Genomic DNA, 14,925 nt, shown 5'->3' with positions numbered 1-14,925 from the left:
GTCCCCGGCCTCGCCGAGGCGGACCGTGGGCCGGCCCTCGACCTCGCTGAGACGTTCCCCGGCCCCGCTGAGGCGGAGCCTGAGTCGGTCCCCGGCCCCGCTGAGGCGGAGCCTGAGACGGTTCCGGGCCTCGCTGCCGACGGCCCGTCATCCGGACCCCAGCGGCGGGGCCGCCCTGCCGCCCGCGTCCAGATACGCCTGCGGGGGCTTCAGCCGCTGGCCGGGGAAGCCGCCCTTCTCGTACTTGAGCAGCTTCTTCGCCTTCTCCGGATCCGTCTCGCCCTCGCCGTACGCTGGGCAGAGCGGGGCGATGGGGCAGGCGCCGCAGGCCGGTTTGCGGGCGTGGCAGATACGGCGGCCGTGCCAGATCACGTGGTGCGAGAGGTCGGTCCAGTCGCTCTTGGGGAACAGCGCGCCGATCTCGGCCTCGATCTTGTCGGCGTCGGTCTGCTCGGTCCACCGCCAGCGTCGTACCAACCGCTGGAAATGGGTGTCCACGGTGATGCCGGGCCGCCCGAAGGCGTTGCCGAGCACCACGAAGGCGGTCTTGCGGCCGACGCCGGGCAGCTTGACGAGGTCCTCGAGCCGTCCCGGCACCTCGCCGCCGAACTCCTCCGACAGGGCCTTGGACAGCCCTATGACCGACCTCGTCTTGGCCCGGAAGAACCCGCACGGGCGCAGAATCTCCTCGACCTCCTCGGGGTTGGCCGCGGCCAGGTCCTCAGGGGTCGGGTACTTCGCGAACAGGGCCGGGGTCGTCTGGTTGACCCTCAGGTCGGTGGTCTGGGCCGACAGGACGGTGGCGACCAGGAGCTGGAAGGAATTCTCGAAGTCCAGCTCGGGATGGGCGTACGGATAGACCTCGGCGAGCTCGCGGTTGATGCGGCGGGCCCGGCGGACCAGGGCGGTGCGCGACTCGGCCTTCGCGGGCTTGACGGCGGCCTGCTTCACGGGCGCCGTCTTCTTCGCCGTAACCGACGCGCGCTTTGCCGCTTTCGCCGGTTTCCTTGCGCCACCGGGGTCTTGTTCGCCCACAGCGGAATCACGACGTACAACCACCCGCCCAGCCCCCTTGGCCTGTGCTCTCACCGGCGTTTTGGACACCCGGCCAGCCTAAAGCCCGACACCGACATCCGCCCCGAGCCCTGAAGATCGGCGCCCAATTGGACCCCTGCCGCTTACCCCGGGACACGTGTGCGGCATCCTTGTGACAGATCACACTGTTTGGACCGTCCGGCAAAACGGGGAACACGGTCCCCTGGTACCAAGGGGGAGCAAGATCCCCTGAGCAGGTCGACAAGGAGAGAACTCGTGGACGACGTTCTGCGGCGCAACCCGCTCTTCGCGGCGCTCGATGACGAGCAGTCCGCGGAGCTCCGCGCCTCCATGAGTGAGGTGACCCTCGCGCGCGGTGACTCCCTGTTCCACGAGGGCGACCCCGGTGACCGGCTCTATGTCGTCACCGAGGGCAAGGTCAAGCTGCACCGCACCTCCCCCGACGGCCGCGAGAACATGCTCGCCGTCGTCGGCCCCGGTGAGCTCATCGGCGAGCTGTCGCTGTTCGACCCGGGCCCGCGTACGGCGACCGCCACCGCGCTGACCGAGGTCAAGCTGCTGGGCCTCGGCCACGGCGACCTCCAGCCCTGGCTGAACGCCCGCCCCGAGGTGGCCACCGCGCTGCTGCGCGCCGTCGCCCGCCGGCTGCGGCGCACCAACGACGCGATGTCCGACCTCGTCTTCTCGGACGTCCCCGGCCGTGTCGCCCGCGCGCTGCTGGACCTCTCCCGCCGCTTCGGCGTGCAGTCCGAGGAGGGCATCCACGTCGTCCACGACCTCACGCAGGAAGAACTGGCCCAGCTGGTCGGCGCGTCCCGCGAGACGGTCAACAAGGCCCTCGCGGACTTCGCCCAGCGCGGCTGGCTGCGCCTGGAGGCCCGCGCGGTGATCCTGCTGGACGTCGAGCGCCTGGCGAAGCGCTCGCGCTGACCCGTACGGCTGTCCCGGGGCTCGTCTCTTCGTGAGGCGGGCCCCGTGTCGTGTTCCGGGTCGTGTTCCGGGTGGCGTGTTCCGGCCCTCGGCCTGGAACGCCGGACGGGCGGCCCCTGGGGCCTGCGCGCCGCGCCGAAAATGCGTCGCCCGGGTTCCTCCCCCCCGGGCACAGTTGGGCCATGACGGAAGGCGTGCAGCGCCCCGGACTCGACTCCCAGGGCCGCATCGAGCGCGAGGGGTCCCTCGGACGGATCGCCCACGACTTCCGGCCGGTCGTCTCCGCCGCTCGCGACCGGCTGCTCGATGTGTTCGGGGGGCGGATGCACAGCGCGTACCTCTACGGGTCGATTCCGCGCGGCACCGCGCGCGTGGGGCGCAGTGATCTCGACCTGCTGGTGCTCCTGCGCGGCGAGCCGACCGAGGGGGACCGCGAGGACGCGCGGGCGCTCGGTGAGGGGCTCGACAAGGAGTTCCGGTGCATCGACGGGGTCGGCACGCTGCTGTACGGCCGGGCGCGCGTGCTGAGCGAGCTGGAGCGGTACGACATGGGCTGGTTCCTCGCCTGCCTGTGCACGCCGCTGCTGGGCGAGGACCTCGCCGAGTACCTGCCGCGCTACCGGCCCGACTCCCTGCTCGCCCGGGAGACCAACGGCGACCTCGCGCTCCTGCTGCCCCGCTGGCGCGAGCGGATCGCGGGCGCGGCCGACTCCGACGAGGCGCGCAGGCCCCTCGTGCGGTTCATGTCCCGCCATCTCGCGCGCACCGGGTTCACGCTGGTCATGCCGCGCTGGAACGGCTGGACGAGCGACCTGGGCGAGATGGCGGAGGCCTTCGGGGCGTACTACCCGCAGGGGGCGGAGCAGATGCGTGCCGCGGCCGTCCGCGGACACGAGCCGACCGGCGATCCGGCGGTGCTGCGGTCGTACGTCGAGGATCTGGGCCCCTGGCTGGCCGAGGAGTACGCGCGCGTGCACGGCGTGAAGGTGCCACGCCCCGACTGAGTCGGCCGGGGCAGGCGGGTGGAGCGCTCGCGCTCGGGGAGCGGCTAGATCAGGCCGTGTTCGCTCAGGTAGTCCAGCTGTGCCCGCACCGACAGCTCCGCCGCCGGCCACAGCGAGCGGTCCACGTCCGCGTACACATGGCCCACGACCGCCGCGGGCGTCCGGTAGCCGTCCTCGACCGCCGTCTCGATCTGGGCGAGGCGGTGGGCCCGGTGGGCGAGGTAGAACTCGACGGCGCCCTGGGCGTCCTCCAGGACCGGGCCGTGGCCGGGCAGCACCGTGTGGACGCCGTCGTCGACCGTGAGCGAGCGCAGGCGGCGCAGGGAGTCCAAATAGTCGCCGAGGCGGCCGTCGGGGTGGGCCACGACCGTCGTGCCGCGGCCCAGGACGGTGTCGCCGGTCAGGACCGCCCGGTCGGCCGGGAGATGGAAGCACAGGGAGTCGGCGGTGTGCCCGGGCGTCGGTACGACCCGCAGCTCCAGGCCGCCGACCCGCACGACCTGCCCGGCGCCGAGTCCTTCGTCGCCGAGCCGCAGTGCCGGGTCCAGGGCACGGACCTTGGTGCCGGTCAGTTCGGCGAAGCGGGCGGCGCCCTCGGCGTGGTCGGGGTGACCGTGCGTCAGGAGGGTGAGGGCGACGCGCTTGCCGGCCTGCTCGGCGGTGTCGACGACGTTGCGCAGATGGCCCTCGTCGAGCGGGCCGGGGTCGACCACGACGGCGAGGTCGGAGCCGGGCTCGGACAGGATCCAGGTGTTCGTGCCGTCCAGGGTCATCGCGGAGGCGTTGGGCGCGAGGACGTTCACCGCGCGCGGGGTGGCGGGGCCCGAGAGGACGCCACCCCGCGGCCGGCCGGGAAGAGTGCGTGCGTCCGTCATGCGTGGGCTCCACCGGTCGGTTCGGTCGGGATGTGCTTGGTGAACTCGTCGTGGCCAGGCCAGGACAGCACGATCTCGCCGTCCTCCAGGCGGGCACGCGCGATGACGGGCGTCATGTCCCGCGCGGGGGCGGCGGCGAGCGCCTCGGCGGCCGTGGCGCAGGGGGCCAGCTGGCGCAGGGTGGCGATGGTGGGCGGCATCATCAGCAACTCGCCCTTGTCGTACGACTCCGCGGCCTCCTGGGGCCGGATCCACACCGTGCGGTCGGCTTCCGTGGAGGCGTTGCGGGTGCGCTGGCCCTCGGGGAGGGCTGCGACGAAGAACCAGGTGTCGTAGCGGCGGGACTCGAACTCCGGGGTGATCCAGCGGGTCCAGGCACCGAGCAGGTCGGAGCGCAGGACCAGGCCCCGGCGGTCGAGGAACTCGGCGAAGGACAGGTCGCGGGCGACGAGGGCGGCGCGGTCGGCCTCCCAGTCGGCGCCCGTGGTGTCGCCGACGACGGAGTCGGGGGCCGGGCCCGCGAGCAGGACGCCCGCCTCCTCGTACGTCTCGCGTACGGCCGCGCAGACGATCGCCTGGGCGCTGTTCTCGTCGACGCCGAGCCGCTGCGCCCACCACGCGCGCGTGGGGCCCGCCCAGCGGACGTGGTGATCGTCGTCGCGGGGGTCGACGCCGCCGCCGGGGTAGGCGTACGCACCGCCGGCGAAGGCCATGGACGCGCGTCTGCGGAGCATGTGGACGACGGGGGTGCCGGTGGCGGTGTCCTTCAGGAGCATGACCGTGGCCGCGCGCTTGGGGGGCACGGGGGTGAGGGTGCCTTCCGCGAGCGCGCGGATGCGGTCGGGCCACTCCGGGGGGTACCACTGACCGTTCGCCATGCTCGGAGGCTATCTCGGGGCGCGCGGATGTTCGAGAGGTGCCTGGGGTGAGAGCGGGGGCGGCCGCACTTCCCGGCGTTGATGGGTGCCCCCCAGAGGGCCCCCAGCGGCACGACCGTTCGCCGTGGTGGCAGGGGCGCACGCCGTACGACGGCCCCTGCCTCCCGGGCGGGCCGCAGGACGTAGCGGAGCCGGTACGGCTCGCCCCCGGCGCCGGCTACGCCTGCGTCAGCTCCACCTGGACCTCGACCTCCACCGGCGCGTCCAGCGGCAGGACCGCGACGCCGACCGCGCTGCGGGCGTGGACGCCCTTGTCGCCCAGGACCTCGCCCAGGAGTTCGCTCGCGCCGTTGAGGACGGCGGGCTGGCCCGTGAAGTCGGCGGCCGAGGCGACGAAGCCCACGACCTTCACCACGCGCGCGATACGGTCCAGGTCACCGGCGACCGACTTGACCGCGGCGAGGGCGTTGAGGGCGCAGATGCGGGCCAGTTCCTTGGCCTCCTCCGGCGTGACCTCCGCGCCCACCTTGCCGGTGACCGGGAGCTTGCCCTCCACCATGGGGAGCTGGCCGGCGGTGTAGATGTACACGCCCGACTGGACCGCCGGCTGGTACGCGGCGAGCGGAGGCACGACCTCCGGGAGCGTGAGACCCAGTTCGGCGAGCTTCGCCTCGACCGCGCTCACGCCCCCTTCACCTGCTTCTCCCGCTTCAGGTAGGCCACCAGCTGCTCCGGGTTGTTCGGCCCGGGCACGACCTGGACGAGCTCCCAGCCGTCCTCGCCCCAGGTGTCCAGAATCTGCTTCGTGGCATGGACGAGCAGCGGCACGGTTACGTATTCCCACTTGGTCATGTGGCCGACTTTAGCCGCTGCCGTACCGGCCCCCGCGCGCACGTTGTCCACAGCCTCCGGCGTGATCCGGCGGCCGACTGGTTAGGCTCGAATACGTGAGCAGGCTCCAGGTCGTCAGCGGCAAGGGCGGGACCGGAAAGACCACGGTCGCCGCCGCGCTAGCCCTCGCCCTCGCCACCGAGGGGAAGCGGACGCTTCTCGTCGAGGTGGAGGGCAGGCAAGGCATCGCTCAGCTCTTCGAGACTGAGACGCTGCCCTATGAGGAGCGGAAGATCGCCGTCGCTCCAGGTGGCGGGGAGGTGTACGCCCTCGCCATCGACCCCGAACTCGCCCTTCTGGACTACCTCCAGATGTTCTACAAGATGGGCGGCGCCGGCAGAGCGCTCAAGAAACTCGGCGCCATCGACTTCGCCACCACCGTCGCCCCGGGACTGCGGGACGTCCTGCTGACGGGCAAGGCCTGCGAGGCCGTACGACGAAAGGACAAAAGCGGGCGTTTCGCGTACGACTACGTCGTCATGGACGCCCCGCCCACCGGCCGCGTCACCCGCTTCCTGAACGTCAACGACGAGGTCGCGGGGCTCGCCAAGATCGGCCCGATACACAATCAGGCGCAGGCGGTGATGCGCGTGCTGAAGTCGTCCGAGACGGCCGTGCACCTGGTGACGCTGCTGGAGGAGATGCCGGTCCAGGAGACCGCGGACGGCATCGCCGAACTGCGCGGGGCGCGGCTGCCGGTGGGCCGGGTCATCGTGAACATGGTGCGACCCCAGGTGTTGGACGCGACCCAGCTGGAACTCGTACGCGGCACACCCCGTACGGCCATCGCGCAGTCCCTGTCGGCGGCCGGTCTCGGCGGGGCGCGGCGCGGCGGGCACGCGGAGCGGCTGGTGGATCCGCTGCTGCGGCAGGCCGAGGAGTACGCCGAGCGCTTCACCCTGGAGCACGAGCAGCGGGCCGTCCTCGGCGACCTGGGCCTGCCGCTGCACGAACTGCCGCTGCTCTCCGAGGGAATGGACCTGGCAGGGCTGTACGAACTGGCCACCGAGCTGCGAGAGCAGGGGATGTCATGAGCCCGGAAGCCCCCACAGGCGCCCATCACCACCTCGCCCCCGCCCGCATCCTGGAGGTGGATCCGCTCCTGGACGACCCCAGGACCCGGATCATCGTGTGCTGCGGCTCCGGCGGCGTCGGCAAGACGACCACCGCGGCAGCGCTCGGGCTGCGGGCCGCCGAGCGCGGCCGGAAGGTCGTGGTGCTCACCATCGACCCCGCCCGCCGGCTCGCCCAGTCCATGGGCATCGACTCGCTCGACAACACCCCGCGCCGGGTGAAGGGCCTCGACGACTCCGCGAGCGGCGAACTGCACGCCATGATGCTCGACATGAAGCGCACCTTCGACGAGATCGTCGAGGCGCACGCGGACCCCGAGCGGGCCGCCGCGATCCTGGGCAACCCCTTCTACCAGTCGCTCTCGGCGGGCTTCGCGGGCACGCAGGAGTACATGGCGATGGAGAAGCTGGGCCAGCTGCGGGCGAAGGAGGAGTGGGACCTCATCGTCGTCGACACCCCGCCCTCCCGCTCCGCGCTGGACTTCCTGGACGCCCCCAAGCGGCTCGGCTCGTTCCTCGACGGCAAGCTGATCCGGGTGCTGCTCGCCCCCGCCAAGGTCGGCGGGCGCGCGGGCATGAAGTTCCTGAATGTCGGCATGTCGATGATGACCGGCGCCCTCGGCAAGCTGCTGGGGGGCCAGTTGCTCAAGGACGTCCAGACGTTCGTGGCCGCGATGGACTCGATGTTCGGCGGCTTCCGTACCCGCGCGGACGCGACGTACAAGCTGCTCCAGGCGCCCGGGACGGCGTTCCTGGTGGTCGCGGCGCCGGAGCGGGACGCGCTGCGGGAGGCCGCGTACTTCGTGGAGCGGCTGGCCGCCGAGGACATGCCGCTGGCGGGTCTGGTGCTCAACCGTGTCCACGGCAGCGGCGCCGACCGGCTGTCCGCCGAGCGGGCGCTCGCCGCCGCGGAAAATCTTGAGGAGTCCCGCATTGTCGATCAGGAGGGCGGGAAAGCTGGTCTTCGTAACTCTCCCGACACGTACGGCAGTTCAGAATCTCCCGCATCCGAGGCCGTCGAGGAAGGCTCCCCCGCCGCCATGGACACGGCCACGGCAGGCCAGGATGTGCACCCCACCACCGACCAGCTCACCGCCGGCCTGTTGAGGCTGCACGCGGACCGTATGCAGTTGCTCTCCCGCGAGCAGCGCACACGGGATCGCTTCGCCGCGCTCCACCCGGAGGTGGCGGTGGCCGAAGTGGCCGCGCTGCCCGGCGATGTGCATGACCTCGCGGGACTGCGCGACATCGGAAACCGGCTGGCGGCAGGCCGACCGGAGCTGCCCAACCCCGGGGCCTGAGCCGACCGGAACCGTCAGCTCACCGCAGCGTAGTTCTCGTACACCTGGTCGTCATCGAGGGACACCAGGCCCGCCCCGCGCTCGTACTCACTACGAGCGGTCTCCAGCAGCCGGCGCCACGAGGTGACGGTCGGCCGCCTGCGCAGCAGCGCGCGGCGCTCCCGCTCCGTCATGCCTCCCCATACGCCGAACTCGACGCGATTGTCGAGCGCATCGGCCAGACATTCGGTACGCACCGGACATCCGGTGCACACCGCCTTGGCCCTGTTCTGCGCTGCTCCCTGAACAAACAGTTCATCCGGATCGGTAGTGCGGCAGGCCGCCTGCGCACTCCAGTCGGTTACCCAGCCCATACCGGCGCCGTCCTCTCCCGAATCGAGGCTCCCCCACGGCGGCAGCGGCATATTCACCGCCGCCAGTTGAGGACGTTACGGAAGGTGGGGACAGCGCAACACCCCCAGCGGGCCCAATCTTGAATGGCCCGAACGGACTATGGGTAAGCGGCAGATCACCCGGGGGAGTGAGCTGGTGACATGCGTGATCATCCCGGCAAAGCGGGACAGTTCAGTTGAGTCACAACGGGCGCCAGGTGACACACAAGGCGGATTCGGACACGCCCCCATCAAAAAAATGATGGCCGACCGGAACGATTCGGGTTCGCCGGACGTATTGATACGTGGACCTACTGCTGTGACAGTTGGGAGCAGCTTAGGCCAAGGCATATACGCGTGTCCGGCGAATGAGAACGTAGGCTGCCCCTATGCCAAAGAAGCGCTCGGGCGGTGGTCTGTCGCCAACGCAGCAGGCCGCCAAGTTCCTCGGTGTCAGTGTGCTCTCGGGAGCCGTCCTGGCGGGAATCGCCCTGCCCGCGGTCGGTGCGCTGGGGCTGGCCGCCAAGGGCTCGGTCGAGAGTTTCGACGAGCTCCCCGCCAACCTCAAGACGCCGCCGCTGAGTCAGCGCACCACGATCCTCGACGCCAAGGGCGGCACGCTCGCCACGGTCTACTCGCGCGACCGCACGGTGGTGGACCTCCAGGACATCTCGCCGTACATGCAGAAGGCGATCGTCGCGATCGAGGACGCCCGCTTCTACCAGCACGGCGCGGTCGACCTGAAGGGCATCCTGCGCGCCCTGAACCGCAACGCGCAGACCGGCGGGGTCGCCGAGGGCGCCTCCACGCTCACCCAGCAGTACGTGAAGAACGTCTTCGTGGAGGAGGCCGGCGACGACCCCACGAAGGTCGCCGAGGCCACCCAGCAGACCCTCGGCCGCAAGATCCGCGAACTGAAGTACGCGATCCAGGTCGAGGAAGAGCTCGGCAAGAAGAAGATCCTCGAGAACTACCTGAACATCACGTTCTTCGGCCAGCAGGCCTACGGCGTCGAGGCCGCCGCGCAGCGCTACTTCTCCAAGTCCGCGAAGGACCTGAAGCTCCAGGAGGCCGCGCTCCTCGCCGGCATCGTCCAGTCGCCCTCGCGCTACGACCCGGTCAACGACGAGGCCGAGGCCGTCAAGCGGCGCAACACCGTGCTCCAGCGCATGGCCGAGGTCGGCGACATCTCCCGGGCGCAGGCCGACAAGGCCGCGGACAAGCCGCTGGGCCTGAAGGTCAGCAAGCCCAAGAACGGCTGCATCACCGCCGTCAAGGGCGCGGGCTTCTTCTGCGACTACGTCCGCGCGGCCTTCCTGAGCGACCCGGTCTTCGGCAAGACCAAGGAGGCCCGGGCCAAGATCTGGAACCAGGGCGGTCTGACCGTCCGGACCACCCTCGACCCGCAGGCCCAGGAGTCGGTCCAGCAGTCGGTCAAGGACCACGTCAACCAGAGCGACGACGTGGCGACCGCGGCGACCATCGTCGAGCCCGGCACCGGCAAGATCCTCGCCATGGGCCAGTCCCGTCCGTACGGCTTCGGCAAGAACGAGACCCAGATCAACCTCTCGGTCGACGCGGCCATGGGCGGCGGCGCGGGCTACCAGCCCGGTTCGACGTTCAAGCCGATCGTGGCCGCGGCGGCGCTCGAGGGCGGGATGCCGCCGAACAAGGTGTACGGATCGCCGTACCAGATGGACTACCCGACCCCGGTGTCGACCTGCGAGGGCGGCACCTGGGACGAAAAGGGCGTCCCGCTGGAGAACGAGAACGAGTCCGAGGTCGGCCCCTACGACATGCGGGAAGCGACCGCGAAGTCGGTCAACACCTACTACGTCGAGATGATCAGCGACATCGGCATCTGCCCGGTGACGGAGATGGCCGAGAAGATGGGCGTCGAGCGCGCGGACGGCGGCAAGCTGGCGCAGGCCCCCTCCATCGCCCTCGGCACCCAGGAGATGTCCCCGCTGACCATGGCGAACGGCTACGCCACCTTCGCCTCGCGCGGGATGTACTGCACGCCGATCGCCATCGAGTCCATCACCCAGCGCGTCGGTGGCAAGGACAAGTCGCTGGAGGTCCCGAAGTCGACCTGCTCGCGCGCGATGTCCGAGAGGACCGCCGACACCATCAACACGCTGCTGCGGGGCGTGGTCGAGGACGGCACGGGCCAGCAGGCGGGCCTCGGCGGCGGCCGCCCGAGCGCCGGCAAGACCGGTACGACGGACGAGCGGTTCGCGGCCTGGTTCGTGGGCTACACCCCGAACATGGCCGGTGCGGTGTGGGTCGGCGACCCCGCGCACAAGCGGAAGATGCAGAACATCACCATCGGTGGTGTCTGGCACGCCAAGGTCTTCGGTGGCCAGGTGCCCGGCCCGATCTGGCGCGACATGATGTCCGGCGCGCTGGAGGGCAAGGAAGCGCCCGAGTTCAGCCTCGTCGACATCCCGAGCAGCAACACGGGTGACCGGGACCGCGGCGACGGTGACGGTGACCGTGGCGGCGACGGGGACAACGACAACGGCAACGGCGACGAGAACGGCAACAACGGCAACGACAACGGCGGCCTGTTCGGCGGGGTCGTCGACGGCGGCACGAGCACGGGCGCCGACGGCGGCACGAGCACCGGCACCGATGGCGGTACGACCGTACCGACGCCGTCGTTCTCCATCCCGGAGGACTTCTTCCAGGGGCAGACGAACGGGAACGGCTCGGGCGGGCGGGACTGATCCGCACGGCCGCGCTGCCGTACTGCGCCGGCTGGGACGACTGCGGCCCCTTTCCCTCTACGGAGGGGAAGGGGCCGTAGGTCTGTCTACGGAGAGCTAGGAGCCGTAGGCCTCTCTGCGGCGACGGCGAGAAGGAGCCGTGGGCCTGTCTACGGCGAGGTAGTGGCCGCAGGTCTGTCTGTCGTCGAGCCGGTCAGCCCGCGAGGAGCTTCTTCACGGCGGCGGCGACGCGCCCGCCCTCCGCCTGACCTGCCACCTTCGGGTTCACGATCTTCATGACCGCGCCCATGGCCCGCGGCCCCTCGGCACCGGCCGCCCGGGCCTCGTCGACGGCCTCGGTGACGATCCGCTCCAGTTCCTCGTCGCTGAGCTGCTTCGGCAGGTACGCGGCGAGCACCTCGCCCTCCGCCTTCTCCCGCTCGGCGGACTCGGCACGGCCACCCTGGGCGAAGGCGTCCGCGGCCTCGCGACGCTTCTTCGCCTCCTTGGTGATCACCTTGAGGACCTCGTCGTCGGAGAGCTCGCGCTTCTCCTTGCCCGCGACCTCCTCCTTGGTGATCGCGGTGAGCGTCAGCCGGAGCGTCGCGGAGCGGAGCTCGTCGCGCTCCTTGATCGCGGCGTTGAGGTCATCCTGCAGCTTCGACTTGAGCGTGGTCATGGCGTCGATTGTCGCAGGTACGGGCGGGAGAAAGCCCCTCGATTTCCCCAGCCGTCGCTTGAGGGGCGGCCAGACACGGGAGTTGGGGACGATCTGACACGATGGAGGTATGCGCGCGCGATACGGAGTACCCCTGGGAATGGCGGCGGCCGGCGCCGCCGGTCTGTTGTATTCGGCGGGTTTCGAGGCCCGCTCCTTCCGCCTGCGGCGGGTGACGGTCCCCGTCCTCCCCGCCGGTATGCGTCCACTGCGCGTGCTGCAGGTCTCCGACATCCACATGGTGAGCGGGCAGCGCAAGAAGCAGCGCTGGCTGCGCTCGCTGGCGGGCCTGCGCCCCGACTTCGTGATCAACACCGGCGACAACCTCTCGGACCCCGAGGGCGTACCGGAGGTGCTGGACGCGCTGGGTCCGCTGATGGAGTTCCCGGGCGCGTACGTCTTCGGCTCCAACGACTACTACGGCCCCAAGCTCCGCAACCCCGCCCTCTACCTGATCGAGAAGGCGCAGGGCAAGCACGGCCTGAACGGCAACCCGCCGGCCGTCGGCGCGATCCACAACCCGTGGGAGGACCTGCGGGACAGCTTCGACACGGCGGGCTGGGTGAACCTGACCAACACCCGCGGCGTCGTGAAGGTCGACGGCGCGTCGGTGGAGCTGACGGGGCTCGACGACCCGCACATCAAGAGGGACCGGTACGCCGAGGTCGCGGGTGGCCCGTCGGGTACGGCGGACTTCTCGATGGGCGTGGTGCACGCGCCGTACCTGCGCGTCCTGGACGCCTTCGCGGCGGACGGCTACCCCCTGATCCTGGCCGGCCACACCCACGGCGGCCAGCTCTGCATCCCCTTCTACGGCGCCCTGGTCACCAACTGCGACCTGGACACCGACCGGGTGAAGGGCCTGTCGACGCACACGGCGGACGGCCGTCGGGCCTACCTGCACGTCTCGGCGGGCTGCGGGGCGAACCGTTACACCCCGTTCCGCTTCGCGTGCCCGCCGGAGGCGACGCTGCTGACGTTGGTGGAGGCGGGGCGGTAGGGGGCGGGGCAGGGGGCGGGGTCTGGGGCTCCCTTAGGGGTTGCCGCTGACGGGGGTGCCGTTGCCCGTGGATTTGCCGCTGACGTGGGTGGCTGCTCGCGTGGGTTGCCGCTCACCGGGGGTTGACCGCTGGCGTGGGTTGCCGCTGACGTAACCCGCACGGACCGCCCACATGGCCCGTTTCGCCCCATTTGCTTAGCGTGAGGGGCATGACCGCCCCCATACCCAGGGACCTCCCGGACCTGCCCGCGATCCCGGGCATTCCCGGGTTCCTGCCCTCCCCCGTGCCCGCCACGGCCGTGGTGGAGCCCGTGCGCCGCCGCCTGGCCACCGTGTTCCGCCTGCTGGTCGCCCTGCTGGCGGCCGGGGCGGTGACGATCGACCTGGTCCTCGGCAGCCCCCTGCGGGTGCTGAGCCACTTCACGATCCAGAGCAACATCCTGCTGGCGCTGGTCATGGTGCTGGCCGCCCGCCGGGCATGGGCGGCCCGCCGCCCCCTGGCATCGGGCCTGACGGGCGCGGCCTTGCTGTACGTGGCCACGACGGGCCTGGTGTACCACCTGCTCCTGGCGAACGCGTCGAGCCCGTTCTCGATGACGGGAGACGCGGCATCGCCGACGGGCTGGCACGCGGTGACGAACTTCGTCCTGCACACGATCACCCCGATCGCGGCGGCCCTGGACTGGCTCCTGCTGACGGCACCGGGCAGCCTGCACCTGCGCCAGGCAGCGGCCTGGCTCCTCTACCCCCTGGCCTACCTGGCCTTCTCCCTGGCCCGGGCCGAACTGCTCCCGGCCGGCACACCGGCCCGCTACCTCTACCCCTTCCTGGACGTAGAGCTGCACGGCTACAAGGGGGTCCTGGGCAACGCCCTCCTCATCGGCCTCTCCGTCTACGCCCTGGCCGTCCTCCTGGTCGCCCTGGACCACGTCCGCCCCAACGCGGTCCGCCACCGGGCCCACCACCGCGCCAAAACCGGATTTCGTCTCCAGCCACCGGTGGGCTAAAGTAAACGACGTCACCGCGTCGAGCGGGGACATCGGGGTGTAGCGCAGCTTGGCAGCGCGCTTCGTTCGGGACGAAGAGGTCGTGGGTTCAAATCCCGCCACCCCGACAGTGAAGTACCAGGTCAGGGGCTTGATCCGCATCGCGGGTCAGGCCCCTGAGTGCTTTCCCAGTCCGGCTTGGGAGAAATCTGGGAGAAGATCTTGGAATCTCGCTCCCAGACGGCCACCTCTTGGTGCTCCCTCGAACCCGTGGGATGAAGCGCCGTTCCCCGGCTCCCACCCGCGTCGCACGGCGCAGCCCTTCGGTTCAGGCGAGTAACCATCGCTTCGGATGTAGGTCCGCTTCAAAGCCGCCTCTGCGACGCCGCGCCACCCTTAGGGTTCTGGCATGCCTATCCCCCGTGAGCCCAACGGCCGGCCATTAACTCTCTACACCCTGGATCTTGATGCCGCTCTCGTCTATGTCCGCGAAGCACTGTCGGAGGGATTGAACGTAGAGATCACCGACCGAGACCTCCGCGACACAAAGACTTATCGCACCTTTCAGGCTTCACCGGTCCTGGTGAAGTACTGGAGCGTCTCTGTCACGGACGGCGCAAGCGCGATGGGCCACCGGTCGGCCTCTGCCCATCAGATCATCGAGGCAGTAGAAGCCTTGACGCCTGAGGTGTATGGGGCCATCCATGCTGATGACCTCGTGGAGTTCTGTCGCAACTACTACAAGAACCTCGCCGGCGCGGCAGATCACACCGGCCGATGAGCAATGACCAAGAGCGAGTCTGCGGTGAGCCTAGAAGCCCTGCCCTCCTGTTCGATGCAGACGGGAGTCTGTACGTCATCCATGACCTGGCCCTGACCGATCAGCTCCTGGAAACACCGGAAGAAGTGCACAAGGCCTTTGACGGCCTGGGACGTCCGCTGGAAGGAGTTGGGCCAGCTGGTGATGTGACGCTGCGTCTGACGAGTGAGGATCCGGAGGGGCCCAAGGTCCGAGCGAGCGTAGCTCGCTACTACTCCGTCCACGCGAGCAGGCACCACACCAGGATCCCTCCCCAGGAAGAGGACCTGGCTGCGTTCATCTTGGCCGTCGCCAACGATGAAGTCATCGAGTAG

At 70.2% G+C, this 14,925-nt stretch carries 16 protein-coding genes and 1 tRNA gene; 10 read left to right on the top strand and 7 right to left on the bottom strand.

The window, feature by feature from the left end:
* Positions 1-147: 147 nt before the first annotated feature.
* The gene (gene nth / locus M8H82_RS24060; protein ID WP_308293276.1) at positions 148-1,035 is read right to left on the bottom strand and encodes an endonuclease III; all 888 of its coding nucleotides are present in this window, start codon (positions 1,033-1,035) and stop codon (positions 148-150) included.
* Positions 1,036-1,311: 276 nt separating this feature from the next.
* On the opposite strand from nth, the gene M8H82_RS24055 reads away from it, so the two are divergent.
* Both M8H82_RS24055 and M8H82_RS24050 read left to right on the top strand, forming a co-directional pair.
* Entirely contained in the window at positions 1,312-1,986 is a 675-nt protein-coding gene (locus tag M8H82_RS24055) for a Crp/Fnr family transcriptional regulator (RefSeq protein WP_015658871.1), read from the top strand.
* Between the two features lie 182 nt (positions 1,987-2,168).
* Entirely contained in the window at positions 2,169-2,990 is an 822-nt protein-coding gene (locus M8H82_RS24050; protein WP_250077021.1) for a nucleotidyltransferase domain-containing protein, read from the top strand.
* A 44-nt stretch (positions 2,991-3,034) separates the two neighbouring features.
* Here M8H82_RS24050 and M8H82_RS24045 read toward each other — a convergent pair whose 3' ends face one another.
* From M8H82_RS24045 to M8H82_RS24030, 4 genes are all read right to left on the bottom strand, one after another.
* Positions 3,035-3,865, bottom strand: coding sequence for an MBL fold metallo-hydrolase (locus tag M8H82_RS24045; protein ID WP_250077020.1), 831 nt, complete (start codon positions 3,863-3,865; stop codon positions 3,035-3,037).
* On the bottom strand, positions 3,862-4,743 hold the full coding sequence (locus tag M8H82_RS24040) for an NUDIX hydrolase (protein ID WP_250077019.1): 882 nt from the start codon (positions 4,741-4,743) through the stop codon (positions 3,862-3,864). Before M8H82_RS24040 ends, M8H82_RS24045 begins: the two co-directional genes overlap by 4 nt.
* A 217-nt stretch (positions 4,744-4,960) precedes the next feature.
* Complete coding sequence (locus M8H82_RS24035) at positions 4,961-5,428, bottom strand: RidA family protein (RefSeq protein ID WP_250077018.1); 468 nt, start codon at positions 5,426-5,428, stop codon at positions 4,961-4,963.
* Entirely contained in the window at positions 5,425-5,595 is a 171-nt protein-coding gene (locus M8H82_RS24030) for a DUF4177 domain-containing protein (protein WP_250077017.1), read from the bottom strand. Before M8H82_RS24030 ends, M8H82_RS24035 begins: the two co-directional genes overlap by 4 nt.
* 95 nt (positions 5,596-5,690) lie before the next feature.
* On the opposite strand from M8H82_RS24030, the gene M8H82_RS24025 reads away from it, so the two are divergent.
* Positions 5,691-6,668, top strand: a complete 978-nt coding sequence (locus tag M8H82_RS24025; protein WP_250077016.1) for an ArsA family ATPase — start codon at positions 5,691-5,693, stop codon at positions 6,666-6,668.
* Positions 6,665-8,008 (top strand): ArsA family ATPase, encoded by a 1,344-nt coding sequence (locus tag M8H82_RS24020; protein ID WP_250077015.1) that lies wholly within the window; start codon positions 6,665-6,667, stop codon positions 8,006-8,008. Before M8H82_RS24025 ends, M8H82_RS24020 begins: the two co-directional genes overlap by 4 nt.
* A 14-nt stretch (positions 8,009-8,022) precedes the next feature.
* Here M8H82_RS24020 and wblA read toward each other — a convergent pair whose 3' ends face one another.
* The gene (gene wblA, locus M8H82_RS24015; protein ID WP_250077164.1) at positions 8,023-8,361 is read right to left on the bottom strand and encodes a transcriptional regulator WblA; all 339 of its coding nucleotides are present in this window, start codon (positions 8,359-8,361) and stop codon (positions 8,023-8,025) included.
* Between the two features lie 407 nt (positions 8,362-8,768).
* Between wblA and M8H82_RS24010 the strand changes: the two genes are divergently transcribed.
* Positions 8,769-11,108: a transglycosylase domain-containing protein gene (locus M8H82_RS24010; RefSeq protein ID WP_250077014.1), complete on the top strand. Its 2,340-nt coding sequence runs from the start codon at positions 8,769-8,771 to the stop codon at positions 11,106-11,108.
* 193 nt (positions 11,109-11,301) lie between these two features.
* On the opposite strand, the gene M8H82_RS24005 is transcribed toward M8H82_RS24010, so the two are convergent.
* Positions 11,302-11,766 (bottom strand): GatB/YqeY domain-containing protein, encoded by a 465-nt coding sequence (locus M8H82_RS24005; RefSeq protein ID WP_250077013.1) that lies wholly within the window; start codon positions 11,764-11,766, stop codon positions 11,302-11,304.
* A gap of 109 nt (positions 11,767-11,875) precedes the next feature.
* On the opposite strand from M8H82_RS24005, the gene M8H82_RS24000 reads away from it, so the two are divergent.
* The 5 genes from M8H82_RS24000 to M8H82_RS23980 all read left to right on the top strand — a co-directional run bounded on the left by M8H82_RS24000 (position 11,876) and on the right by M8H82_RS23980 (position 14,925).
* Entirely contained in the window at positions 11,876-12,805 is a 930-nt protein-coding gene (locus M8H82_RS24000; protein ID WP_250077012.1) for a metallophosphoesterase, read from the top strand.
* A gap of 209 nt (positions 12,806-13,014) precedes the next feature.
* Positions 13,015-13,812, top strand: a complete 798-nt coding sequence (locus M8H82_RS23995; protein WP_250077011.1) for a Pr6Pr family membrane protein — start codon at positions 13,015-13,017, stop codon at positions 13,810-13,812.
* A 33-nt stretch (positions 13,813-13,845) separates the two neighbouring features.
* A tRNA-Pro gene (locus M8H82_RS23990) sits at positions 13,846-13,919 on the top strand.
* 281 nt (positions 13,920-14,200) lie between these two features.
* Entirely contained in the window at positions 14,201-14,572 is a 372-nt protein-coding gene (locus M8H82_RS23985) for a hypothetical protein (RefSeq protein WP_250077010.1), read from the top strand.
* Positions 14,569-14,925, top strand: a complete 357-nt coding sequence (locus tag M8H82_RS23980; RefSeq protein ID WP_250077009.1) for a hypothetical protein — start codon at positions 14,569-14,571, stop codon at positions 14,923-14,925. Before M8H82_RS23985 ends, M8H82_RS23980 begins: the two co-directional genes overlap by 4 nt.

The sequence above is a fragment of the Streptomyces sp. YS415 genome, from assembly GCF_023544665.1.
In the GTDB taxonomy this organism is placed as follows: domain Bacteria; phylum Actinomycetota; class Actinomycetes; order Streptomycetales; family Streptomycetaceae; genus Streptomyces.
Note: the sequence above shows the minus strand (reverse complement) of the source record. Positions and strands in the feature narration are given on the sequence as shown.